Below are 22,375 nucleotides of genomic sequence, written 5' to 3'. Positions count from 1 at the left end.
CTTTATTGCTGAGTGATAAGTTAAAAGCAGGGCAAATCAGCAGGAAACCTTATGTCAGATTTAATCAGTACACTTAAATTGATCAAAAAAGCCTACAAGCCAAAATTACAAAAGCTCAAGATGACGCCAGAGCAAGTGAAACAGAAGGTCAAAGTACATAACAAAGTCACGGCCGTACTGCAGGGAGTGGAAAAATTGGAGTCTTTGCAGAAAGAGTCTCTCGAATTGGTCGCTAAACTAGTCAAAACCTTTGTTGAGCAAGCTCCGATGATGGCTAATCAGGCGCTCGCCCCGTTGAAGAAGCATCAGGAGCAGAATCAGACTGACGACGAACCCCATCAATCAGACGATCCAGCAAAGTAAACAACACTTCAATGCTGTAACCCGCGATAAAGGCCAGCGCCATTGGCGACAGTGCCATGTCACCCATTTCCGGTTTGAGTAACCAGCCAGTTATCATTCCCGCCAAGCAGCCGAGGGTGAGGCGTAATCGATACCCCACCTCTCTACTGGCAGTATAGGTAAGCGTTCTCACCTGTTGCAGTAGGCTACGCAGGACAAAAATAAACGCCCCCAGCAGGCCATACATCAGTGGCAGAATGTAGTTTTGTAGCATTTGCAATACTGACTGAGCGGCAATCAGGTTAGCCGAATATTCAACAGGGGAATCTTCATTTTCGGTGCGCGTGGCATCGAGAGGAATGTTGCGGCCACCTAACCAGATATGATTCCAGTTCCTCAGTAGCTGATAGTTTGCTTCCATATCGGGCGGCATGGGCGAATCGAGTGTGTCCGTTGAGCCGACTGAAGTAAGCAGGTTTTGCGTCAGAGCGTAGCCAAACAAGTAGTACATCTGCACGATCAGCAGGAAAATCAGGGTCAAGACGGTGTAGCGCCGATACCAGGTGATCACTCGTGAGGCACCTGGCAGTTCGAGCTTGCCTTCTTTAGTCTCCGGTACCACGGCTTTGATGCTTTCGACGGTAACTGGGTATACCTGTTTGGCTAAACGGTCGTAGCATTGCAGCAGTACAGTTTCATCCTCTACGCTCCAGTGACGAGTATCAATACGGTACTTGGCGCGATAGATGCCTTCGGCAATAGCGGGATCAATGGTGAGATCACCGTGGCGAGCAACGTATTGCAGTAACTGGATACCTTCACGGATCAGTTGTTGTAAATCAGACTCTGGGGTCGATTCCGGAGTCCGTGATTTTACTAGTGAGTCACTCGCCAACGGCTATCTCCTCTGATTAATAGTGATAACTGGAGACTTCTCTGTCCTGATAATCAATCAGCTTGCAACCGCCACCGTCGTTATTCCAAAGCGCGGTTGGGCTATTAAAGCTGTATTCATTATCTTCAAGTGACGCTTTATTGGTAAAAACGCGTAAAGAAGTCAGCGGGGCTAACTGAGTGTCTTCAGGAAATACAAAGCAATTGTCATTGCGCAGTGCTTCTAAACGCCACTGGCTAAGATCGACGGTATACTCAGACGTGTTGTGTATCTCAACGTATTCGTCCCCTTCGCTGCGAAACTCTCTGCCGTCATAATTGACGTGGCTGATGATGGCATGAGGGTGAGCTTTGTCGCCATAGACGAAGCTTGAAACCGTCTGACCATGATGGTTAACCAAAGCCCCTAGGTCGCCTCGGTTGTTCCACACTGGTTGGTTGGAACTGAAGCTGTGCTCTGATTGACCCGAGGTATCAATTTTGATGTATTCGTAGGGCGATAAATAGGTATGCTCTGGGAAAATGTATTGCTGATCTGGTGACCCTGCTTGAATATGCCAGCCACTGATGTCGGCGGTCATATCACCGCGATTATAAATGGTGATTGACTCATCCAATGGCGAGCGGGTTCCTTTAAAATCCAGAGACGTAATGTCAATCTGATCGAGTACCTGCAGTTGGTTGAGCTTTTGCCAGCACTCATCCATGGTTTGTTGTGAAAGCTTTTCTGGCATGGACAGTTGATCGAGGACTTTAAGCACTTCCTGTTGAATGTATTGGGTATTGGCTGACACGTGTCACTCCTTGTTGATTGAGGCATTTAACGTGTCCAATTTAGCGAAATCCCCGACAGATACTCGGGGATTCCTAACCAGAATTGCTGCTAATCGACGTTGCGCTATTTTTCGATAAACAGCAGGGTAATGATCAGCGAGAGCATGAGTAACAGCGGCCAGTACCACTGTTTGACCCGCAACCCTTGCTCATATTCCAATGCATGAATTTTCATCTCCGTGGTGTACGCAAGCGCACCGATGGAGGTAAAAATAATCTGCAAGTAAGCAAGGAAATAGAAGTACTCGATAAAGATAACCCCCTGAGCATTCAACTCCTCTCGCAGCGCGACATGGGCAATGACCAAGATGAAAAACAGCGAAGCACAATATTGGAGAACGGTGGCAGTGTTAAACCCCCATAAGGCCTGCTGCTTTTCGTCTTTGGTCCATAGCAAGAGCATGCAATAGGTGAGAAAACTCACCACCAGCAGTGGCATGATATGGCTGATCAAAGGCCCGGTAATGCTCCTCTGTATGACCATGTTATATTTCAAGTTGACGGTTTGATGCCCATTGTAGAGCTTGTCAGTTTGATAACTAAAGTAGCTTTGTAGCAGTTTCCAGCTGCCAAAGTCGTGTTCCGCCATTTTAATGCCGGGCAGGTCTTCTGGTCGCATGGAAGGGTAGCTGTCAAACTCCGGAACCAACATCAGATAGCCTGAGTCTGGCCTCGGAATCATAGTCAGTTCAATCACCTCACGGTCAAACGGGAAAGACTCGTAGTCAAAAGGCTGTTTAATGAGAGCAACAAACTGCCACAGCTGAAACCCTTCATTCTCCCGAATCAGAGACCAAGAGGTATTGAGCGAGTTGTTGATGTGCAGTGGCGGCTCATCGGTGGCCTGATCTGAGGAGATGATTTTGCCGACGATACTGACCTGATCCGCTTCGATCAAATCCAAGGATTCAACGGTTAAGTTAATCTGATGAACGTGATCCGAAGAGGCTTTCTGACCTGCTGGATATTGAGTTTGCCACGCGAGGTAAGCACTCTCCTCATTGACTAACAGCGCTTCACCTTTGCTGAGTGGTTTTGGCGCTAAAGCCTGATACCAAAGCAGAAGCAAGTAAGATAACAAGCACAGCGACAACACAGTAAAAAAGCGCCGTAATTTGGCGCGTGATCCATCAGGAAAGCGCAGGGAAGCCACAAAAATGATTAAACCGGCAATCGTCAGAAACCAAATCAAATCATGGTAGCCCGCATGTGAGGTGGTCGATGCTCTGAGTTCATCGGCATCAATGATCAGCCCAAGCTGCGCATCGAGTCCATCAATATCACTCAGTACCATCCACTCCTCACGCCCGGTCACCGGATGAGAAAAGGTGGACAGATCCCCTTTCGTCAGTTGCTCGGAGATAGAAGCGAGAAGTGGGTACTCAGCAGGGTCTAAGCTGTAGATATCTTTGCCAAGCACCGATTGGTTCGGGTATGCCAATATCTGACCTGTACGTGAAATCAACATACCGAAGCCTTGGCTGCCAAGATCGAGATTTAACACTTGCTTGGTTAAGCTACTGAGCGAGAAGTTGAGAAACACAATACCGTCAAAGCCATTATCCATCTGTCCATCGTAGCTGGACTCAAACGGTACGATGAATTCCGCCAACCAAGTGTTGGCATTCGTGCCAAAGTAAGGCTCCATCCACATACTGCCTTTTGCCATCGGTTGATGGAACCAGAAAGTACGGGGACCGTTGTTGACTTGGTCTGGCAAGGTGTAGTCATAACGCTCCGAGATCTGCTGATTGAGGCGATTGTCTCCGTTTTTTTGAAAGTACGGCGAATACAAAGGACTGGCCGGATCCGAATAACGGTTTTTGCGAAAGGCGACACCACCTCGATGTGCTCCTTGGGTTGTCATCACTGATTGAGTAATCAAATCGCGCAGTTCCTGATCATTGCGCTGCCGCTGTTTGAGCGCCGATGCGAGCAGTTCCGTTTTCTCGGACAACTCAGCTAAACGCTTGTTTATCGCCTCAGTGGCGGCTTGGCTTTGTTCAACTAAGTGATGACGAATGTCCGTATCAATGTCGGCGTGCAACTGATATAGCGATATAGCGATAAAAGCCGCGACAGACCAGATTAGCGCCGTGATCCAGCGTAAATGGTAGTACTGAAGTTCGGAAGGTTTGATCATGATTCGTCTCCCGCTTCAATAGGGTGCTGTTGGCGCTTTTCGGTGAGTGTGATAAAGGTTTTCAAAAAGCTCTGACACAAAGCGCCGCTGATGATAAAAAAGCAAGCCACCATGGTGTAAATCGGCAATATAGCGTCGGCTTGACCTGAAGACGCGATGTAAGCGTTAGCGGTGGCGAGTATTTCGTCGACACCAATCGCCGATGCCGTCGTCGATGCCATTAGGATCACCAGAAAAAACTGATTCACCGCCGATAGCGAGAAGGGCTGCCCCTTGTGGCGTTTTTGTGTAGCCAAATCACAGCTGTAACCCATCACGGGGATCGCCAGAGCAATAATCGCTTTACCCAAAGCGGGGACATGCATTTCAAAGCCCATCATTTCCCAGCGAGAAGGGACGATTAGGGCGAGATAAAACAGCATGACGAAACTGGGGACATTACACAGCAACGACTGAGCCCCTTTCGCCAGCCACTTAATAGGTGCCTGAGTGTGATTGGTTCCGCGACTGAGCAGAGAGCCGACAGGAAAACCTATCGTCATCGCCGAGATAGCAATAAGAATATTCAGGCTGAAGGAGTAGGTGAGCGACAGCCACAAAGTCATATCCGATAGAATCATTGCAACGCTCCTTTGTTGTTGATGTCGGGCGATGCTTGTCGTTGGAGAAAATCGGAATAGCGAGTGAAAAGCTTGCCGACCAGATAGGCAAACAGCAGCACCTCAAGATAATAAAACAGAGCCAAAAGTGTCATCAGCAAAACAGGGTAACCCGAGCTGGAGACCAAGGTGTTGACCACCAAAACCGCATTGGGTGAAGCGATGACACTTGCCATACCGGCTGCTTTGGCAAGATTGACCAAGTTAGCTTTGACCCCGGCACTGTGATGAAGATAGCGCTGAGTTAAGCCAAGCTGTGATGTCGTATCTGCGGTCACTAAGTTGTTGATGCCGGAGGCGGTGTATAGCGCCAGCACCAACCAAGCCACACTGGCTCCGCTCAATAGCCAGTGTTGGCCGTGTTCGTTCCAAAAAGACAACGCACCGAAGTAAATCAGGTAAAGCATCAAAATAGGCGGAATCGAGCTTTGCAGGTGAGTGAGAAAGGCGACGGGCTTAGCGACCCAGCGTTTGGCGCTGATGGTCATTTGCGTAAACCCTAAGGCCAACGCGATGGCCGTTAAGATCGAAGCCACAGTGAATAGTGCAGTGTGAAGCATAGACTGGATAAGCCGCTCAGTATCGAACTGGTCAAAAGGCCAAAACTGTTTATCACCTTGTTGCCCTAGCGAAATGACACTATCAAAGCAGAGTTTTTTCTTTGTCACCTGATCGCTATCCGCCTGACACACCAAATCGCCGTTCTCCTCCACGGCGTTCCAGTTTTTGTGTTGCTGCGCGAGGTAGTCTTGTTCTGGTAGTTGCCATTGTTGGGCGAGACTCTTCAATCGACCATCTCTGATACGGCTTGCTACAAAGCGCGACAACCAGTGTGCGAGAGACTGCGACGCCGTATCTTTGCGAGTCACCATCGACCAGTGGATTGGCATGATGGTTTCGACATCAACACGATAGTCACGCCACTCTTTCTGCTTCGATAAGTGGAACAAAATGCCACTGTCGTAGGCCCATGCCTGACATTTGTTGGTCAAAAGTGCCAGTTTTGCATCTCGGTTGCTCATCAGAATAATGGGTTTGATGCGGTAATTCTGGACCAGAGACTTATTAAAATACGCCCCAGCGGTCAGGCAGACCGGCTGGCCAATCAAATCTGTCCACTTTTCGACGCTGTTTGACTTGTGGGTCAATGCGGTGACGCCACTGCGGAAATAGTGAGGCGTGATCATACGCACGCGCTGGCGACGTTGCATCGAGTCACCAACCGTGGCAATCAACATATCGACTTGCCCTTCATTAAGCTTTTGAAAACGGTTGGCACTTGTGACGGTTTTGAATTCCACCTCAACATTGAGCGCATCACCGATCATGTGTGCTAAGTCGGGTTCAAATCCAGCCGGTTGGTTACTGCTGTCGAGCATTCCCCAAGGTGGATAATCGGCTTTAACGCCAATCACAATCCGCTCAGATTGTTTAATTTTGCTCAGTAGCTCTTGCGCCTGAGTATGGAACGCCAGCAGCAAGCAGCCACCCATGACGAGAGAAAGGAAACGCATCATGCACGCCTCCTTGCGACGACCAATAAGCCGTATCCCAGCGAAGCGGGCAGGAGATTGCACAGCAGATTATCTAGCAACGCCATCACAGAATTCTGGATGACAAAACGCTCTGGGAAAATACTTTCAGCTGTGACTTTCTCGACGTCAAAACCGGCTGCAATCAGTTCTGCCCTGATCTCATTTACAGTGTAAAGATGATAAAAAAGAGGGATTTTCCGACCGGATTGATAGCGATGATATTGAATATCGCCGGGCAAGTTTTGTTGCTTTCTCTGTCGCCATTGCAGAGTGAGGAAGCGCCGCCGCCGATTAGGCACAGATAAAATCAGTGAGCCATCTCGGTCCAGTTGTTTGTGGAACCATTTGAGTAACTTACCCCGTTCTTTCTGCTCTCGGATGTGGCTCATCACACCAAAAAGTAGCATACCTAATTGCACCGCTCCATTGCGCTCTTTCAAGTGTTGTTCAAGGTGATGTCGGTCACTGAACCAATCGGCGCGCTCAGAGAATGGTTGTGTTGTCTGCTTAGCTTGTTGGACTGCTATGTCACTGATATCAAAGCCATAGAGATGTAAATTGGTCTGTTTCAGTATCGGATAACTGTAGCGCCCGTTTCCGCACCCATAGTCCAGCGCTAACGAATCCTGACCGAGAAATTGCGCGTGCTGAAAGAGGGTATTGAGGACTCGGATATTGGCTTTTGGATAGCGAGCCTGGTAAAGGCCGATGCGATAATAGTCATCATAGGATTGGGCGATAGTTGTAGATTGGACATTGTTCATGAATAGACTCCTTTCTTCGCCTGAATGAATGTTGCGCAGGTTGCCCTGCGCAAGCCGTTTAAGCTGAATGAGTCTGGTAGGCGGACTCCAGTCTTTCGTCGTAGCGGTTTTCCGCATAGCCGGGGCCATTGTAGTGGCGGGCAAACGTCGGCCAGTCGAGCGCTTGTATTGCTTGGTGCAGCTTAGCGTTGGATTTAATGAAATGAACAAAGGCCATCAGGTGATGGCGCTCCGCAAAGAACATGTCACGCACGAAGCTTTCAACATCGTCGTAGCCGGCGGCCTTGTGGTTAAAACCCATGATCTGGTAACGGCCGAACGACGCGGATTTCAGGGCTGCGGTTCTATCGAGATCCATGGCTTGCTTGAGGCGGTCATACTCTTGTTCCCCGCCCACATAGAGTGAGCGATCCCATTTGGGAGAAGAGATATTGGGGTGTGATTCATCGAATTGATGCTGACTGTATTTGGAGAACTGGTGCGCTTCAAACAAGATGCAAGGCGCACCAGACTCAAAGAACCCACTGCCTGAAGATTCAACATCTGAGACGGCTTTAATCGCCGCAACTTCACAGCCCAGGGCATCGGCGGCGTCATGGTAGTCATCGTCAGTTAACCCTTTGATTGGTTCAATCGCGGGTAAGAACAAGGAACTCAGTGTACTTTGACCTGCGCCCAGCGCTTTGTTGAGCGAACGGTGGCTCTTGCCGTTGGCATCAATGCGGCTATCTGGGTGATGAAAACCGAGTATGGTTTTCTGCATAACGGCGATCGCCTGACAGGTTGGTGATGGCCCGAGTTCTGAGCGGATGATGCCATCTTCTGCCAATGGGGTGGTGAGGCCAATTTTGTCACTGATCTGGTTGAGGGCTTTTTGAACATTGAGCACATCATCGGGTGTGTTGTCCGCGCCAATGCCAACCGACGAGGATAAGGTGAGTTCTTTCATGTTTGACTCCATCTATTTTTGGTTTGATTGATCCCTACAAACGCTACTGGAATCGGGGGGCCACTAATTGGGCAGAGTCAGGGAATTTTCGGCGCGACCGACGAACAAAGGAGTGAAGCAGCAAAGTCAACATTGGGTCAGAATTGAACCTCAGTGTGAAGTTATCGATTTGGATCTCAAATATGGACACACAATGGTGCTATGTTTGTATAAAAATTAATCAGTCAAATCCACCAAGATCAACAAAGGGGTTGTTATGCTAGGTGAAGATCACTCTCTATTAAGCGAATTCCCGCAATACAAAGACACCATTCGTGCATTGGCCAAAATGGATGACAATTTTCTCTCTGAGATGCAGTCCTATGACTCGCTGGATAAAGAAATCCGCAAGCTAGAACTAATGGACTCACCACTCAGCGATGAAGAAATGCATAAGATGAAACATGACCGAGCGGTGATGAAAGATGACTTGCATAAACGTCTGGTAAGCGCGCATCAATAAGTGGATACCGCTTGATGCTAGGGCGCATGTGGTCGCCCTTTTTTATGTGCGTCAATCAGCGCTTTGGGTTCGTTTAGGCACTATTGGCTGTTGATATTTAGCTATTTGATGGTGAGCAGCTTTTGGGTGAATTCAGCAAACCCGTAGCCACCCGGCTGAGTCATCACAACCGATGGGTGAAACGCTAGGCGATGCCAATAGTGGCTAATATTGGCAACCCCGACACTGTTTGGCATCATTTCGAACATCTGCTGGTCGTTCATTGAATCACCCACATAGCAGGCGCGTGTAGCAATCTCTTGGCGAGACAAGCCTTTCTCAGTCAGAAAGGCGATGGCGGTAGCCTTTTTCGAGTGCTCGCCATACCAAGCGTTAATATGAATCGAGCTGGCAGTGGCGTGAGCGCCGAGAGAATGAATCTTAGCGACAATGTCTTCGATAACAGCCTCATCGACGCGCGGACGGTTCTGGCCAATATCAATCGCCACTTCACACAACCGATAGGATTGATCCAGCGTCAGTGACAGATCGGGATAGTCACGCAGTATGGCCTCAACCTGCGCTTTTAGCTTGGTTTGGTATTGGCGAATCGATTCAAGCGGAACATCGGCGCGCAGACTCAGATAGCCATTCTTCTTTTCCATAATAAACGCGCCGTTTTCACCTAAGACGGCATCGACCGGCCAGAGCTGGGCAATATGGTCGCACCAACCGGCGCAAGCGCCAGTGACAGCGACCACTTTTTTGCCGGAGTCTCGCAATCTTTGTAGCGCGATTAAGGACTCTGGTGGCAAACGCCCTTGCCAAGTCAGGGTGTCATCGACATCCGTCAGAACCCAGTCGACCTGTTGCCAGTTTGGATTTAATTCATGGGTGATCGAATTCATTGCTACACCTCAACATCATTTCACTACAGAGTACCAAAGCCTATCCAGCTCCGTCACCATCATGCTGTGAATAGTTTGATGATTGATAGACGCCAATTTTGCACTAGGCCTCACAATAGTTAGCTAACAGCCAACCATGATGCGTTTTTTTCGCTACATTAGAGCCCAAAGCATAATTAATGGTAAAACCAACTTATGGTTGTTGAGTTTGCCCAGCAAAATTGAGAGTACCCTATGATCACAGGCCATCGTGGTGCGGCGTCGTTAGCACCAGAGAACACTTTGGTAAGTATTGAGTACGCCGCCAAGTCAGGTGCGTTATGGGTAGAAATCGACACCCAACTGAGTGCCGACAACATTCCGGTTATCATTCACGATCAGACCGTTGATCGCTGTACCAATGGCAAAGGTAAGGTGTCACAGCTCGATGCCAAGGCGCTTAAAACACTTGATGCTGGCAGCTGGTTTGGCCCACAGTTTGCGGGCATAGCCATTCCAACACTCGAAGAGGCATTAGACAAATGTGCCGAACTCGGGCTAACACTCAATCTTGAGTTGAAAACCTACAATGACAAAACCATGGACACCTTAGTTGAGCAAGTGGTTAAGGTGGTCAAGCAGAAAAACTACCCCTTGGACAAACTGCTTTTATCTAGCTTCAGCAAAGAGGCACTGGCGATTTGCCAAGCGCACATCCCACAGGTAAGGCGCGGATTCATCTGCGAAGTGTGGAATGATTTTAGCCTAACGTCGTTGCAAGACTTGGGTTTGTTCAGCATCCATATCGATCACCACATTTTGGATGCCAAGATAGCCAAGTCGATTAAAAATGCTGGCTTGGGATTACATATCTGGACTTTGAACGCACCCGAACAAGCACAAGCCTTTTACGACTTGGGGGTGGATTACATCATCACAGATAAGCCAAACCAGTTCTCGTCGCAATCAGAGCAATGAGCTAACGCTAACCCGCTCCTCACCATGGAGCACTAGGTTAACAACGATCCACTGGCGGGTTGGCTGCCATGCTCTATAGAACGACCACTCTCTATAATACTTAGTCAACAAAAAATACACGGCCTTAGTGAGAGGTTGTGCGAAAAATATCAACTTCAGTGATTTTAACTATCAAAAAAGGCATTTTCACTAGGCAATTAATTGGATATGTGCGTCATTAGTTTTATATCATAGACACTCGATTATCACTAGGTAAGGGTTGACTATGGGCGTCACTGTTTGCGCAAATGGGCTCAGTGTTATACACAAAGGATCGGGCGGCGAAGCCAATGCAACACTGCCGGATGTGTGTTTAACAACGGTAGGCAATGCCGTTGTTCCTATTCCTTATGGCAACAACGCAAAATCGTCGGATCTGGTTGATGGCACCACAACTGTCACCATGGACGGCGGTAACAGCGTTGCGATTAAGGGCAGTAAATTTTCAAAAAGCACAGGCGATGCTGGTGGCGACAAGAAAGGCGTCGCATCTGGCACCATTGAAGCCGAAGCCGAGTTTATTTCTGCCTCACCAACGGTGAGCATGGAAGGCAAAGGCGTTTGTCGTCTGAGTGACCAGATGACCATGAACAAAGCCAACACCATGTGCCTTGGCGGAGCACAAAACCCGTCGGTCACGGTTACGGAAGATCAAGAAGGCACCTACACGGTCGATTTGGCCCTGTCGTATGCCGATGGTGATCCAGTTCAAGGCGCCAGTTACACGCTGGTGGATTCAACGGGCGCAAACTTTACCGGTAACCTTGACAACAAAGGCAAGGCAGCTGTGAGTGGCGTTGCACCGGGTGAGTTTGAGGTGGAATACGGCGAAGATACTCGCGAGTTCACCCCAAATATGCCCACCAAAGCCAACCCAAGATTCAACCCGATGACAGAGCCAAGCCAATTGGTCGACAATGCCAAGCAAGGCGAGTTGGGCTTTTGGGAAAACGCTTGGCGCAAAACCTCGGGTGTTGCCAGCTGGGTATGGGGGGTGATCCTCGGTGACTTCAACAACAATGCCACCGTTGAGCAGATCATCGCCAACACCGCCATTACCATGATACCTGTGGTCGACCAAGTCGCCGATTTGCGTGACCTCGCTGCCAACATACTCAAACTCCTCGATGAAGACGCGAGAGAAGAGCCCGAAAACTGGCTAATGTTGACCCTCACCCTGATTGGCTGTATCCCATTGTTTGGCAGCGCCATGAAAGGCACCTGTAAAGTGGTATTAAAGCTGGGTAAAGAGACACCCAAAGACGATTTACTCGCTATTATGCGTGCCCTTGGCAAAGGCGACCCAGAAAAGTTTCTGCGTGAGCTTGACTGGAGCAGCTACGCCAAACAATGTACAGAAATCTTGTCAGATGTGATCAAACCTTGCCGAGAAATTGGCCTGGAGCTGGCTTCATCGGCCAACCGCATTGGCGCCGATACACTGGGTGAGTATTTCCTCGATCTGGTTAGCGAGTTAAAAACCCTGGAAAAACTAGCGGCTGACAATATCGCCAAAGCCACCGATAGCTTTGACCACTTATTCCAATCGGTGTTGGGCAAGGCTGATGATGTGTTCCCCGCCAAAACTTACCACAGCGGTGGTAAAGGCACATCACAAAGCGGCAATAAAACCACCAAAGCCAATGAAAAGAAAAAGGGCACGCGTAAATGTAGGATCTGCAACCGTGTTGTTCAGGAAAAGGGCAAAAAAACCGCCAAGAAACAAGATGGCAACTGTGTAGGACATAAGGTGATCTAATGGCAACAGGACGTATTCCGGCTCCTAAAGGGGGCGTAGGCACGTGGCAAAAATATCTCAAATGGTTAGAAGATAAAAACAGCAAACCTGGCCAGTTTAGCGGAGACACTAGGGAATTTGAGGGTAGCACTGACAGAGGTAGTGGTAGTGATACTTTAAACGCTTGCATTGCTGCAATACCACCTTTGAAAGAACTCGTTAAAGAAGTCGGTATGGTCAAGGCAAAGGAGGAGTGGATAATCCACCATCCTTGGGCCACTGAGCAAGAAATTAGCAATCCGTTTTATACAAAATTTGCTTTGCTAACCCCACACCATTTAATTTCATGCTGCGTGACCGAAGCCCTAACCAGACATTTTACTGACGTGATTGAGAATGATATCGGTTACAACGTCAACAGCCCACATAATCTGCTGATTTTACCTAACAGTACTGTTGTGGCTTGTTATCTTGGTGTGCCGCTCCATGAAGGTGGACATAAGTACGAACTTTCGGCACCTGCACTTGCTTCAACTCAGAGTATCTTGGCCAGACAAATTGGTAAGGAAAAAGTTTGGGGGAAATTTGACGACAAGAAAGCAGGCTACCATGCCAAAGTGTTAAAATTGGTGCATCAAGTGATCGTTAAACACTTTAAATGCAAAAAAGACCTAGATCACAATAAGTTTATTGCTGATATGAATGCAGTCTCAAAAAAAATCCTTAAAAAGCTTGCCAAGTTTCACTGGTTGCTACACAAACATGGTGCTGACTATAAACCTGGAAAAGGTAATCTTGCAGGGTGCTGCAATACGCGGTTAATTACCTCTTATATCCATGGTGAGGGCATTGTCGATGATGAGGGCACCACAAAAGCCAGCGGCCGTGAAAGTGCCAAAGGTACATTACAAACTGAACCCTGCGCCTCTAAGCGAGAGCATAAAGATGATTTACAATACTTTTTGCACATTGAGGAAGGTAGGAAAAAGTTACGTAGGATGGGGATGAAAGTCGCCACTGAAGTCGAGTGGATCATGTCCGCAAGCACCTCAGAAACATCAGCCACCCAAGATAATAAACAAACCGAGACCGCTTAACCATGACCAGCCCCCAAGTGTATTTTTTAAATGAAAACTACAACAAGTTAACGGATTTACTGGTGCCTGAGCATGATCTCGCCCAGCTATTTATTAGCCAAACTGAGCTGTCTACCGCCCGCCCTTTGTCCTACAGAAGCCTAGAAGTACCCTCTATATTCCGTAAAAAACTTTACGATGGTGATGGCCTGTTTGTCGATGATGAGATTTACCAAATCCTTGCCAGCAGCGGCGCTCGTGGCCTGTATATAGTGCCAGTGCAGATTCGCTTTAGTGACGATATCACCTTTGACTATTACCGTGTTGATACGCGCCAAGAATTTGATCTGATCGACCTCGCCAAATCTTCCGTTGATGAAGACGGTGACCTAGAGGAAGTCGTACTTGATACCACGCCCCTCACCCAACAGGCCGAGGCCGATTTTACCTTGTTTCGCTTAAACGGCCTCGACGCTATTCAGTATATGGTCAGCGAGGGTTTGCGTGATAAACTGGCGTCTTTTCATGATGATATTGTGCTTAGCAGCGAACAGGACTATGAACTACTATGGTGATTGACGGTTATTTTAAACTCGATGCGGCGAGTTATTTGCAGTGCCCGGTAAAGGAACACTTGGGGCATAAGGTAATTGGCGTTGAACCCGACTTAGCGTTTGACCTAACCTTAGCTCCACCTCGAATATTTATCCGTAATGAGCTGGTGGACCTGCTGGGTGAGCTTACGCCTAAACTGATTCAGGGCGCTTACCTTAACCCAAACAATACTCATGCTTATCAAAACTTTAGCGTGATCACCGCAGACCACTTTAGCCTGCCTAAAGTGGAGGCCGACGATGACTTGCCCGCGGTATTTTACTACCAGCAAGCTCTTTACCTTTCACAGGCCCTGCTGGACGAGATGACGCGCAATAAAAAACTTAAAGATATTGAATACAGAGTGTAACAATGACTGAACCGACCATGGAGCGTATCAACCAATACCTAGCCCAAGCCAACTTTTCAGCGGTGGCAAAAATTAAGTCTTACTTCCAGATATGGGAAGTGATAGATGCCATTCTTAAAGATAGCAACTTTAGTGAAGAAACCAATTTTGAACGAATCCGAGTATTACTTAGGGCTGGTATCTTAACCGAGCTCAATGTTCTGGAATACTATAATAGTGATGTCGAAGATATGGACTTATCTTATGAACACTGCCCATTGATCAAAATACTTTCACCATTAGAGCGCGATGGGACTTTATATCTATCCGGCTCGGAAACTATTTACCAGCTTGGCCAAGATTTTTATTTGGATTATATAAAAAATATAATTTTACTCGGCGGAAGAGTGGATCATGATGGCTTGCTGTACTGGGTCTTTGACGGCAGAAGTGAGTTTGAAATGTTCAACTACTTAATGGATAACTTCCATATAAAACCAGAGGCCATTAACTTTTCTGCGGGAGAAATAATACGTAATAATTATTGGAAAAAGCATAATTCAGAAGAAAAAGGCAGGGCTGCATTTAAAAAGTTAATTGAAAAAGGCATCGATATTAATCTGCCTTTCAATAATGGCAATGACTTTAATTCTTTCTTGGGGCTCGTGTTTTGCCTTGAGCCTATTGTGTTTGAGCAGTATTTATTACAAAAACCCAGCCAACACATTATCGCTGATTTACCATGGGGGTTTGCGATTGAGAATGAATACTTTCATGATAAGCAATTGCAATTGGTTAAAAAATTGAACGAGTTGGGCTATCAGCTGCCTCTGGATGAGATCATCGAGTTATTGGAAGAAGAAGAATTGTACGATTACGCCAAAGCCCTTGCCTACTAAGCTGACGCTCGCCCCTAAGCGTATTCTGCTTAGGGGCTTATATTTCCCTTCATGCATCTTAGTGATTAAACACCCTTAAAATGCTGATAGGTGGTAAAGAGAAGAGATCAAATTGACCAAGGCCTAATCTTAAACCAAGTTTGTAAGCTTACATTGACGAAACTTTATGGCATTACTGGGTTATGTTATTGAACTCCAGCTTGATTTGACAACGCTTAATCAAAAAAACTAAGGAAATAACCATGGACACTACCCACGAGACAGCAGAGATAGAGCAAATTTTAATCAGGCTCAAACTGAACGACGCCGCGTTGAGTGAGATTGAAAACCAAACCCCTGAACTTTGCAATGTCGCGATTCAAGCTCACCCTGAAGCACTCCAGTATGTACAAAACCAAACCCCTGAACTTTGTCTTACAGCGGTCAAGCTAAGTGGATGGGCACTACCCCATGTAAAAGAGCAAACCGCAGAGATTTGCCTTGAGGCGGTTAAGCAAACCGGTTACGTATTACGCTTTGTAAAACAACAAACCCCAGAGATTTGTTTGGCTGCCATTCAACACAGTGGTTTAGCGATCCAACAGGTAAAGGAGCAGACACCGGAGCTTTGTTTGGCAGCGGTAAAGCAAAATGGTAACGCATTACGCTTTGTAAAACAGCAGACCCCTGAGATATGTGCGATTGCGGTTACCCAGAACGGCTACGCATTAGAATATGTTAAAGAGCAGACCCCTGAGCTGTGTCTTGCTGCGGTAACGCAAGATGGCAATATATTAGAGCATGTAAAACAGCAGACACCGGAACTTTGCCTTGCTGCGGTAAGGCAAAATGGCAACGCACTTCGCTATGTCAAAGAGCAGAGCGCTGAGATTTGCCGTGAAGCGGTAAAACAAAATGGCCGCGTATTATCAATGGTACAAGATCAAACCCATGAGATCTGTCTTGAGGCGGCAAAGAATTGTGGTTCTGTATTACAGGAAATTGAACAGCAAACTCCTGAAATTTGTCTTGCAGCGGTAACGCAGAACGGTATGGTATTAAATTATGTAAAAGAGCAAACCCCTGAGATTTGTCTCGCAGCGGTAAAACAAAATGGCTACGCACTACGCCATGTAAAACAACAAACGCCCGAGATTTGTTTGGCAGCGGTAAAGCAAAATAGCTACGTATTGGAGTATGTAAAAGAGCAAACCCCTGAGATTCTTTTAGCTGCGGGCAAGTAGGGTAGAAAGCTCACGGCTCTACAAAAAAACAGGGCGTTTAGTAGTTTGAGCGTGATAGTTTTTTTACATGTCTTGCACACTGGCTAAACGCCCTTAAAAATCTATGACTTATCGAGATAAATAAGCGGTGAACCCAAGCTGCTAGTAACTTGATTTTATCGCTCTTATGGTTGGCTGGACGAGATGACGCGCAATAAAAAACTTAAAGATATTGAATACAGAGTGTAACCATGACTGAGCCAACCATCGAACAGGTAAACCAGATTTTAACCCAGGCTAACCTTGCGTCAGTGACATTGACTACTCCGTCTTTCAAGTTATCGAAGGTTATCAACTCAATTATTAAAGACAGTAGCTTGAGCGAAGAAACTAACTTTGAACGGATCCGAGTCCTCCTTAAAGCCAGTATTTTAACAGAACGTGATGTTTTGGAACTGTATAATAATAAAGTCGAACATATGGACTTATCTTATGAACACTGTCCACTGGTCAAAATACTGGCACCATTAGAACGAGATGGAACCTTATATTTATCTGACTCTGAAGCTATTTACGAGCTCAGTTGGGATCTGTATCTGGATTATATAAAAAGTATTGTCATGCTCGGGGGAAGAGTAGACTATGATGGATTATTGTGTTGGTTGTTTGATGATAGATACGAAGTTGAGATGTTTAATTACTTAATGGACAATTTCAATATTAAAAAAGAGACAATAAACTATGTTGCAGCACAATTATTATACAATCAATACTGTAGCGATGAAGAGCCAGATGAGGAAGATAGGGCTCTGTTTAACCGGTTAATTGAAAAAGGTATTGATATTAATCTACCTTTCGATGAAAACTCTCATATGTCTGCATTTCATTCATTTCTTGGTGCTGCTTTATTTTGTTCACCTGATCTTTTTGAGCAATATTTATTACAGAGACCCAGCCAAGAGATTATTGAAAACTTACCTTGGTCATACCCTATTAGCGAAGCTGCTTTCACTGACAAACACTTACATTTAATAAATAAACTTATCGAGCTTGGTTATCATGTGCCTGTAGATGAAATAATTTCGGAACTAGAAGAATACGAATATTTTGATTACGCCAAAGCCCTTGCTCTTTAAGTTGACTCTGCCTCTAAGCTTATTCTGCTTAGGGGCTTATATTTTCCTCAATATACTCCAGCAATAAAATACCCTTCGTAGTTTGAGATTTGGTATGTCAACTGGTAGCTTTGTTGATACTTCCCTCTTAATTATTTGTTTTAGTGAATAATTTATTAGTGAGAAACCCTGTTGGTTTTGTATTGTGGTGGCAGGATAAGTAATCAATAGCAGCGTATAGATACCTTATCCGCGATATTTTACTACCAGCAAGATCTTTACCTTTCACTGGCCCTGCTGGACGAGATGACGCGCATGATAAAACTTAGGGATATTGAATACAGAGTGTAACAATGACTGAACCGACAATAGAACGCATCAACCAATGCCTAACCCAAGCCGACTTTGCAGCGGTGGCAAGAATTACGTCTTACTACCAGATATGGGAAGTGATAGATGCCATTCTTGAAGATAGCAACTTTAGTGAAGAAACCAATTTTGAACGAATCCGAGTATTACTTAGAGCTGGTATTTTAACCGATCTAAACATTCTGGAATTTTATAATAGTCATGTCGAAGATATGAACTTATCTTATGAACATTGTCCACTGGTCAAAATACTGGCGCCATTAGAGCGTGATGGCACCTTATATTTTTCTGGGTGTGACAGTTTTTACGAAGACCTATGTTATGATCTTTATTTAGATTATATAAAAAGTATTGTCCGACTCGGGGGCAAAGTAGACTGTGATGGTATGTTACGTTGGGTATTTAATGAGCACCGACGCGAGTTTTATTTGTTTAACTACCTTCTGAATAACTTCACTGTTAAACCAGAGACAATAAACTCTGTTGCAGGGGCAATCATACTCAATAATTATTGGCAAAATGGTTCTTCAGAAGAACAAAGGGAAGCCAAAGCAGCATTTGAAAAATTAATTGAAAAAGGAATTGATATTAATCTGACCATTGAGGAAGATGATTGGCACTCACAGTTTAACTCTTTCTTGGGAATTGCTTTTTGCTATGACCCGGATCTCTTTGAGCAGTATTTATTACAGAAACCCAGCCAACAAATTATTGCAAATTTACCATGGGATTTTTCTATTAAAGAAGAATTTTTCGATGATAAACAAGTACGTTTGGTTCAAAAACTGATTGAGTTGGGCTACCAGCTTCCTCTGGATGAGATCATCGAGTTATTGGAAGAACAAGAGCTGGACGATTACGCTAAAGCCCTTGCTCCCCCTTGTCCCTAAGCTAGCCCTGATGACGGCCTGCCACCAACACATCTCAGTGATAAACGCCCTCTGGTTCTGATAGGGCGAGTTTGTGCGAGTGCGTTTGCTAAAGGCGGGTAGGTTTGGAGCGGGTGGCACGGTTTTAATGACCCAGTGATTGGTTGTGGTGCAGGCGAGATGATGGTTTGTATCAGTAGAACCGCCGTCACCTTCAAATAAGGCTATTCAGCCGGGCACTTTTACGATGTAATGAGCGCCAATCGATGATTTAGGAATACAACAGATGAAAATTTGGGTTGATGCAGATGCGTGTCCAGTGGTGATCAGAGACATTCTTTTTAGGGCTTCTGAGCGAACTGGTGTGGAAGTCACCTTGGTGGCGAATCAGTTTATCCGCACCCCTGCTTCTCCAAAAGTGACCATGCTTCAGGTTCAGGCTGGTTTTGATGTGGCAGACAATGAGATTGTCCAACGTTGTGAGGCGGGCGATTTAGTCATCACCAGTGATATCCCACTGGCCGATGAGATCATTACCAAAGGCGGCCATGTGTTGAGCTCTCGAGGTGAGCAGTTTACGAAAGAGAACATAAAATCTCGTCTTAATATTCGTGATTTTATGGAAACCATGCGCAGTAGCGGTGTACAAACAGGGGGGCCAGCGCCCTTGAACCAAGCCGATCGACAGCAATTTGCTAACCACTTGGACAAATGGCTAGTACAGTGGCAAAGGGCACAAAAGTAGGAGTAGGGCATGTCCTTGGTTAACCAACTATCACTGTTTATTGATGTTGTGCAGCAAGGGTCTTTCACCAAAGCGGCCACCTTGCACAACATGGATAATTCGTCATTATCGAAACAGATCAAAAAACTGGAATCTGAGCTCGGTGTCCAGCTGCTCAATCGCTCTACTCGTTCCTTTTCCTTAACACCAGCGGGTGAAGAGATTTTGGAACAAGCCCACAGTCTGGTGGACACACTCGGGCATGTTCATTCGATTGCCGATTCTTATCAGGCAAGACCAAAAGGGCGAATACGCATCACAGCGCCCTTACATATTGGTCAACATTACCTTCAGCCTGTGATTACGCAATTTATGCGCAGCTACCCTGAGGTTGAAATTAACCTGCAAATGGATGATAAGCGCTCCGACATCATTTCTGATCATTTTGATGTTGCGTTTCGCCTTGGTCGGCTGGAAGATTCGAGTTTGATTGCGAGGAAAATCGCCGATATCAGACCGATAATTTTGGCGTCTGAACGTTTTATTAGGCAGTATGGAGATCCTCAAACCCCCGAGGAGTTAATGAGCTTACCTTCGGTGGTCTACAGCAATGGACCACTCACCGTGGATACGGCTCGTATTAGTGAAACACCAGAGAGTAGTCGCTTCATTAATCACAAAATGACAGGGAAATATAAGGTCAATGATGTGCTGACCTTATTGGCGGCAGTCCAAGATGGATTGGGCTATGCCATGATTTCATCCTCCAATCTCTATTGTCCCGTTGCCGACATCAACCTCAAGCCACTGCTCACTCATTACGGCTTATGCAATCGTGGGCTCGCACTCTACGCCTTGTACCCACATCGCAAGCAAACCGCTTTAGTGAGAGAGTTTATCTCGGCAGTGAAGGCCCATATCGGAACGCCGCCCCTTTGGGAAAAGCACGTCCCCAATTTTTCTCAGCTATACCCAACCCGCTAAATGATGAGTATTGCGTTGTCGCGGGCATGTTTTTACATCATTGGTGTGCCTAGAGGCACAGTGGCGCTAAGTTGGCTGTATCCTGCCAATCAGTTTAGATAAGCATAAAAAAATCGGAAACCGAGACTCGGTTTCCGATTGCGTTGGTGTACAGGCAGTCGTGTTCTGCTCTCAATTCACTTTGCGTTATGATGCTAACGAGTGATTAGGCGTAGCTTAACTTATGGTGTTGCAACTCGGTACGCATGCCCATCAACAAGCTGACACACATGGTGAGTAGAATCACGGTAAATGGTAAGCCAGTTGAGATGGTTCCGGCCTGTAATGCCTGAATCGCCTCTGTACCACCAACCCAAAGCAGCATGGCGGCGATAGCCCCTTCAACTGAGGCCCAGAAGATGCGTTGCGGGATAGGAGCATCGACTTTACCGCCTGCTGTAATGCTGTCGACAACCAAAGAGGCCGAATCAGAAGAAGTGATAAAGAACACCATGATCAGCACAATAGAAATCACAGACAGTAGTGTTCCCATTGGCATAGCATCAAAGGCATAAAACAGAGAGAGCGTAATGTCGGTCAAACCATTCTGACCGAGCTCACCAACTTGGTTGACCACTTGTTCAATGGCCAGGCCACCGAAAGCAGACATCCAAACCACTGTGATAGCGGTAGGAATCAAGATCACCGCTGAAAGGAATTCGCGTACTGTACGACCTTTGGAAATACGAGCGATAAACATACCGACACATGGTGACCAAGATACCCACCAAGCCCAGTAGAATACGGTCCAACCGTGCATCCAAGCTTCGTCTTCGCGTCCATAAGGGTTGCTCAGTGGAAGCATGTTTTCTACATAGCCTGTTAACGTAGTGGGAATCGTACCCAATGCCGTCGCTAGGCCAGCAATGATCACAAACATCAGTAGGGCGAAAGCCACAAGTAGGTTGATGTTACTGAGAACCTTCACGCCACCATCAATGCCGCGCACAACCGACATCACCGCCAGACTGGTAACAAAGGCAATCACACCGAGTTGTAACCCTAGGCCACTATCGATACCAAAGACATGGCTGATACCACTGGCAGCTTGCTGAGCGCCTAGGCCCAATGAGGTGGCAAGACCAAATAGTGTCGCTAGGACAGCAAGGGTATCGATGATATGACCAAACCAGCCCCATGTGCGGTCACCCAAAATTGGATAAAACACGGAGCGAATGGAAAGTGGTAAGCCTTTATTGAATGCAAAGAATGCCATCGCAAGTGCGACTACGGCGTAAATCGCCCATGGGTGAAGGCCCCAGTGGAACATTGTGGCGCCAAGGGCGACTTTAGCTGCTTCTTCAGTGAATGGCTCGACACCAAGTGGTGTTTCAAACCAGCCAGTGAAGTAAGCAACGGGTTCGGCAACGCCCCAGAACATCAGACCGATGCCCATCCCGGCGGCAAACAGCATTGCAATCCACGACAAGTTGGAGTGCTCAGGCTTAGCGTCGACACCGCCGATACGAATTTTACCAAATGGAGATAAAACCAGACCAATACAAAAAATCAGAAACACATTGCCTGACCACATAAACAGCGTATCAAATGACTCAATGATTTGCAGTTTTACGCCATCAAGAGTGGATTTTGCAACGTTAGGGTCGGCGATAAGAAGGGCGATAAGAAAGACAATGATCAGGCCAGCACTGGCACCAAAAACGGGATTATGGACGTCAAAACCCCATTTCTGAACGTTGTCTTGGCCGACGGTATAATCGGTATTTTCAATACTATACCTATCCTTATTACTACTCATTAATCCTCGCTAATTATTTAGAGTTCGAAGTAAATTGTGCGGTGCAGGGTAGCAGAAGGTCAACCAAAACGAAAGTCAGTCAGGGTTTTTAACAATAATTGTATAAATAATGTAAGGAGGATTAGGTAGAGGTCTAATGAAATGTGTCAGTTC

The 22,375-nt window shown here is 46.5% G+C and carries 22 protein-coding genes; 13 read left to right on the top strand and 9 right to left on the bottom strand.

All coding sequences use genetic code 11. The annotated features are described in order from the left end of the window. Window positions 1-51: 51 nt before the first annotated feature. The gene (locus OH455_RS09080) at window positions 52-363 is read left to right on the top strand and encodes a hypothetical protein (protein WP_269981152.1); all 312 of its coding nucleotides are present in this window, start codon (window positions 52-54) and stop codon (window positions 361-363) included. Here the strand turns inward: OH455_RS09080 and OH455_RS09075 are convergent. The 7 genes from OH455_RS09075 to OH455_RS09045 form a co-directional block, all read right to left on the bottom strand. Next, window positions 275-1,237 carry a hypothetical protein gene (locus tag OH455_RS09075; protein WP_269981151.1) on the bottom strand — a complete coding sequence of 321 codons (963 nt, stop codon included), beginning with the start codon at window positions 1,235-1,237 and terminating at the stop codon, window positions 275-277. The two genes, OH455_RS09080 and OH455_RS09075, sit on opposite strands and share 89 nt — an antisense overlap. Window positions 1,238-1,253: 16 nt before the next feature. Continuing rightward, window positions 1,254-2,030, bottom strand: a complete 777-nt coding sequence (locus OH455_RS09070) for a lamin tail domain-containing protein (RefSeq protein ID WP_269981150.1) — start codon at window positions 2,028-2,030, stop codon at window positions 1,254-1,256. Between the two features lie 104 nt (window positions 2,031-2,134). Next, window positions 2,135-4,213 (bottom strand): PDC sensor domain-containing protein, encoded by a 2,079-nt coding sequence (locus OH455_RS09065; RefSeq protein ID WP_269981149.1) that lies wholly within the window; start codon window positions 4,211-4,213, stop codon window positions 2,135-2,137. After that, window positions 4,210-4,833, bottom strand: a complete 624-nt coding sequence (locus tag OH455_RS09060; RefSeq protein ID WP_269981148.1) for a hypothetical protein — start codon at window positions 4,831-4,833, stop codon at window positions 4,210-4,212. Before OH455_RS09060 ends, OH455_RS09065 begins: the two co-directional genes overlap by 4 nt. Beyond that, the gene (locus OH455_RS09055) at window positions 4,830-6,389 is read right to left on the bottom strand and encodes a transporter substrate-binding domain-containing protein (RefSeq protein ID WP_269981147.1); all 1,560 of its coding nucleotides are present in this window, start codon (window positions 6,387-6,389) and stop codon (window positions 4,830-4,832) included. Before OH455_RS09055 ends, OH455_RS09060 begins: the two co-directional genes overlap by 4 nt. Then, the gene (locus OH455_RS09050) at window positions 6,386-7,171 is read right to left on the bottom strand and encodes a class I SAM-dependent methyltransferase (protein WP_269981146.1); all 786 of its coding nucleotides are present in this window, start codon (window positions 7,169-7,171) and stop codon (window positions 6,386-6,388) included. Before OH455_RS09050 ends, OH455_RS09055 begins: the two co-directional genes overlap by 4 nt. Before the next feature lie 58 nt (window positions 7,172-7,229). Continuing rightward, on the bottom strand, window positions 7,230-8,120 hold the full coding sequence (locus OH455_RS09045; RefSeq protein ID WP_269981145.1) for an N-acetylmuramidase family protein: 891 nt from the start codon (window positions 8,118-8,120) through the stop codon (window positions 7,230-7,232). Between the two features lie 256 nt (window positions 8,121-8,376). Here OH455_RS09045 and OH455_RS09040 point away from each other — a divergent pair, with 256 nt between their 5' ends. Next, window positions 8,377-8,622 (top strand): YdcH family protein, encoded by a 246-nt coding sequence (locus OH455_RS09040; RefSeq protein WP_269981144.1) that lies wholly within the window; start codon window positions 8,377-8,379, stop codon window positions 8,620-8,622. A 101-nt stretch (window positions 8,623-8,723) separates the two neighbouring features. Here the strand turns inward: OH455_RS09040 and OH455_RS09035 are convergent, their stop codons facing one another. Beyond that, window positions 8,724-9,509, bottom strand: coding sequence for an HAD-IIB family hydrolase (locus tag OH455_RS09035; RefSeq protein ID WP_269981143.1), 786 nt, complete (start codon window positions 9,507-9,509; stop codon window positions 8,724-8,726). A 234-nt stretch (window positions 9,510-9,743) separates the two neighbouring features. Here OH455_RS09035 and OH455_RS09030 point away from each other — a divergent pair, with 234 nt between their 5' ends. From OH455_RS09030 to OH455_RS08980, 11 genes are all read left to right on the top strand, one after another. Next, window positions 9,744-10,466 carry a glycerophosphodiester phosphodiesterase family protein gene (locus OH455_RS09030; RefSeq protein ID WP_045974347.1) on the top strand — a complete coding sequence of 241 codons (723 nt, stop codon included), beginning with the start codon at window positions 9,744-9,746 and terminating at the stop codon, window positions 10,464-10,466. A gap of 265 nt (window positions 10,467-10,731) precedes the next feature. Next, complete coding sequence (locus OH455_RS09025) at window positions 10,732-12,264, top strand: PAAR-like domain-containing protein (protein WP_269981142.1); 1,533 nt, start codon at window positions 10,732-10,734, stop codon at window positions 12,262-12,264. Further along, entirely contained in the window at window positions 12,264-13,340 is a 1,077-nt protein-coding gene (locus OH455_RS09020; protein ID WP_269981141.1) for an AHH domain-containing protein, read from the top strand. Before OH455_RS09025 ends, OH455_RS09020 begins: the two co-directional genes overlap by 1 nt. A gap of 2 nt (window positions 13,341-13,342) precedes the next feature. Beyond that, window positions 13,343-13,894 (top strand): hypothetical protein, encoded by a 552-nt coding sequence (locus OH455_RS09015; protein ID WP_269981140.1) that lies wholly within the window; start codon window positions 13,343-13,345, stop codon window positions 13,892-13,894. Then, the gene (locus OH455_RS09010; protein WP_269981139.1) at window positions 13,888-14,283 is read left to right on the top strand and encodes a hypothetical protein; all 396 of its coding nucleotides are present in this window, start codon (window positions 13,888-13,890) and stop codon (window positions 14,281-14,283) included. The genes OH455_RS09015 and OH455_RS09010 overlap by 7 nt, the downstream gene beginning before the upstream one ends. A 2-nt stretch (window positions 14,284-14,285) precedes the next feature. Next, window positions 14,286-15,161, top strand: a complete 876-nt coding sequence (locus OH455_RS09005; RefSeq protein ID WP_269981138.1) for a hypothetical protein — start codon at window positions 14,286-14,288, stop codon at window positions 15,159-15,161. A gap of 242 nt (window positions 15,162-15,403) precedes the next feature. Further along, window positions 15,404-16,384: a DUF4116 domain-containing protein gene (locus OH455_RS09000; RefSeq protein WP_269981137.1), complete on the top strand. Its 981-nt coding sequence runs from the start codon at window positions 15,404-15,406 to the stop codon at window positions 16,382-16,384. 230 nt (window positions 16,385-16,614) lie between these two features. Then, window positions 16,615-17,499, top strand: coding sequence for a hypothetical protein (locus tag OH455_RS08995; protein ID WP_269981136.1), 885 nt, complete (start codon window positions 16,615-16,617; stop codon window positions 17,497-17,499). A gap of 332 nt (window positions 17,500-17,831) precedes the next feature. Beyond that, window positions 17,832-18,737, top strand: a complete 906-nt coding sequence (locus OH455_RS08990) for a hypothetical protein (RefSeq protein WP_269981135.1) — start codon at window positions 17,832-17,834, stop codon at window positions 18,735-18,737. 265 nt (window positions 18,738-19,002) lie between these two features. Further along, window positions 19,003-19,461, top strand: coding sequence for a YaiI/YqxD family protein (locus OH455_RS08985; protein WP_006960182.1), 459 nt, complete (start codon window positions 19,003-19,005; stop codon window positions 19,459-19,461). 9 nt (window positions 19,462-19,470) lie between these two features. Then, window positions 19,471-20,424: a LysR family transcriptional regulator gene (locus tag OH455_RS08980; protein WP_269981134.1), complete on the top strand. Its 954-nt coding sequence runs from the start codon at window positions 19,471-19,473 to the stop codon at window positions 20,422-20,424. A 205-nt stretch (window positions 20,425-20,629) separates the two neighbouring features. Here OH455_RS08980 and OH455_RS08975 read toward each other — a convergent pair whose 3' ends face one another. Next, on the bottom strand, window positions 20,630-22,222 hold the full coding sequence (locus OH455_RS08975) for a BCCT family transporter (RefSeq protein WP_045974964.1): 1,593 nt from the start codon (window positions 22,220-22,222) through the stop codon (window positions 20,630-20,632). Window positions 22,223-22,375 lie beyond the last annotated feature (153 nt).

The organism is Vibrio sp. T11.5, from assembly GCF_027587155.1.
Lineage (GTDB): Bacteria > Pseudomonadota > Gammaproteobacteria > Enterobacterales > Vibrionaceae > Vibrio > Vibrio neptunius.
This window is presented reverse-complemented; position numbering and strand designations above follow the sequence as displayed.

Excerpts from the sequence above, each read along its gene's own strand:
- OH455_RS08975 (WP_045974964.1), bottom strand. The coding sequence starts at position 22,222 with ATGAGTAGTAATAAGGATAGGTATAGTATTGAAAATACCGATTATACC.
- OH455_RS09015 (WP_269981140.1), top strand. The coding sequence starts at position 13,343 with ATGACCAGCCCCCAAGTGTATTTTTTAAATGAAAACTACAACAAGTTA.
- OH455_RS09040 (WP_269981144.1), top strand. The coding sequence starts at position 8,377 with ATGCTAGGTGAAGATCACTCTCTATTAAGCGAATTCCCGCAATACAAA.
- OH455_RS09020 (WP_269981141.1), top strand. The coding sequence starts at position 12,264 with ATGGCAACAGGACGTATTCCGGCTCCTAAAGGGGGCGTAGGCACGTGG.
- OH455_RS09035 (WP_269981143.1), bottom strand. The coding sequence starts at position 9,509 with ATGAATTCGATCACCCATGAATTAAATCCAAACTGGCAACAGGTCGAC.
- OH455_RS09010 (WP_269981139.1), top strand. The coding sequence starts at position 13,888 with ATGGTGATTGACGGTTATTTTAAACTCGATGCGGCGAGTTATTTGCAG.
- OH455_RS08985 (WP_006960182.1), top strand. The coding sequence starts at position 19,003 with ATGAAAATTTGGGTTGATGCAGATGCGTGTCCAGTGGTGATCAGAGAC.
- OH455_RS09025 (WP_269981142.1), top strand. The coding sequence starts at position 10,732 with ATGGGCGTCACTGTTTGCGCAAATGGGCTCAGTGTTATACACAAAGGA.
- OH455_RS09005 (WP_269981138.1), top strand. The coding sequence starts at position 14,286 with ATGACTGAACCGACCATGGAGCGTATCAACCAATACCTAGCCCAAGCC.
- OH455_RS08995 (WP_269981136.1), top strand. The coding sequence starts at position 16,615 with ATGACTGAGCCAACCATCGAACAGGTAAACCAGATTTTAACCCAGGCT.
- OH455_RS09060 (WP_269981148.1), bottom strand. The coding sequence starts at position 4,833 with ATGATTCTATCGGATATGACTTTGTGGCTGTCGCTCACCTACTCCTTC.
- OH455_RS09030 (WP_045974347.1), top strand. The coding sequence starts at position 9,744 with ATGATCACAGGCCATCGTGGTGCGGCGTCGTTAGCACCAGAGAACACT.
- OH455_RS09045 (WP_269981145.1), bottom strand. The coding sequence starts at position 8,120 with ATGAAAGAACTCACCTTATCCTCGTCGGTTGGCATTGGCGCGGACAAC.
- OH455_RS08980 (WP_269981134.1), top strand. The coding sequence starts at position 19,471 with ATGTCCTTGGTTAACCAACTATCACTGTTTATTGATGTTGTGCAGCAA.
- OH455_RS09065 (WP_269981149.1), bottom strand. The coding sequence starts at position 4,213 with ATGATCAAACCTTCCGAACTTCAGTACTACCATTTACGCTGGATCACG.
- OH455_RS08990 (WP_269981135.1), top strand. The coding sequence starts at position 17,832 with ATGACTGAACCGACAATAGAACGCATCAACCAATGCCTAACCCAAGCC.
- OH455_RS09000 (WP_269981137.1), top strand. The coding sequence starts at position 15,404 with ATGGACACTACCCACGAGACAGCAGAGATAGAGCAAATTTTAATCAGG.
- OH455_RS09055 (WP_269981147.1), bottom strand. The coding sequence starts at position 6,389 with ATGATGCGTTTCCTTTCTCTCGTCATGGGTGGCTGCTTGCTGCTGGCG.
- OH455_RS09050 (WP_269981146.1), bottom strand. The coding sequence starts at position 7,171 with ATGAACAATGTCCAATCTACAACTATCGCCCAATCCTATGATGACTAT.
- OH455_RS09080 (WP_269981152.1), top strand. The coding sequence starts at position 52 with ATGTCAGATTTAATCAGTACACTTAAATTGATCAAAAAAGCCTACAAG.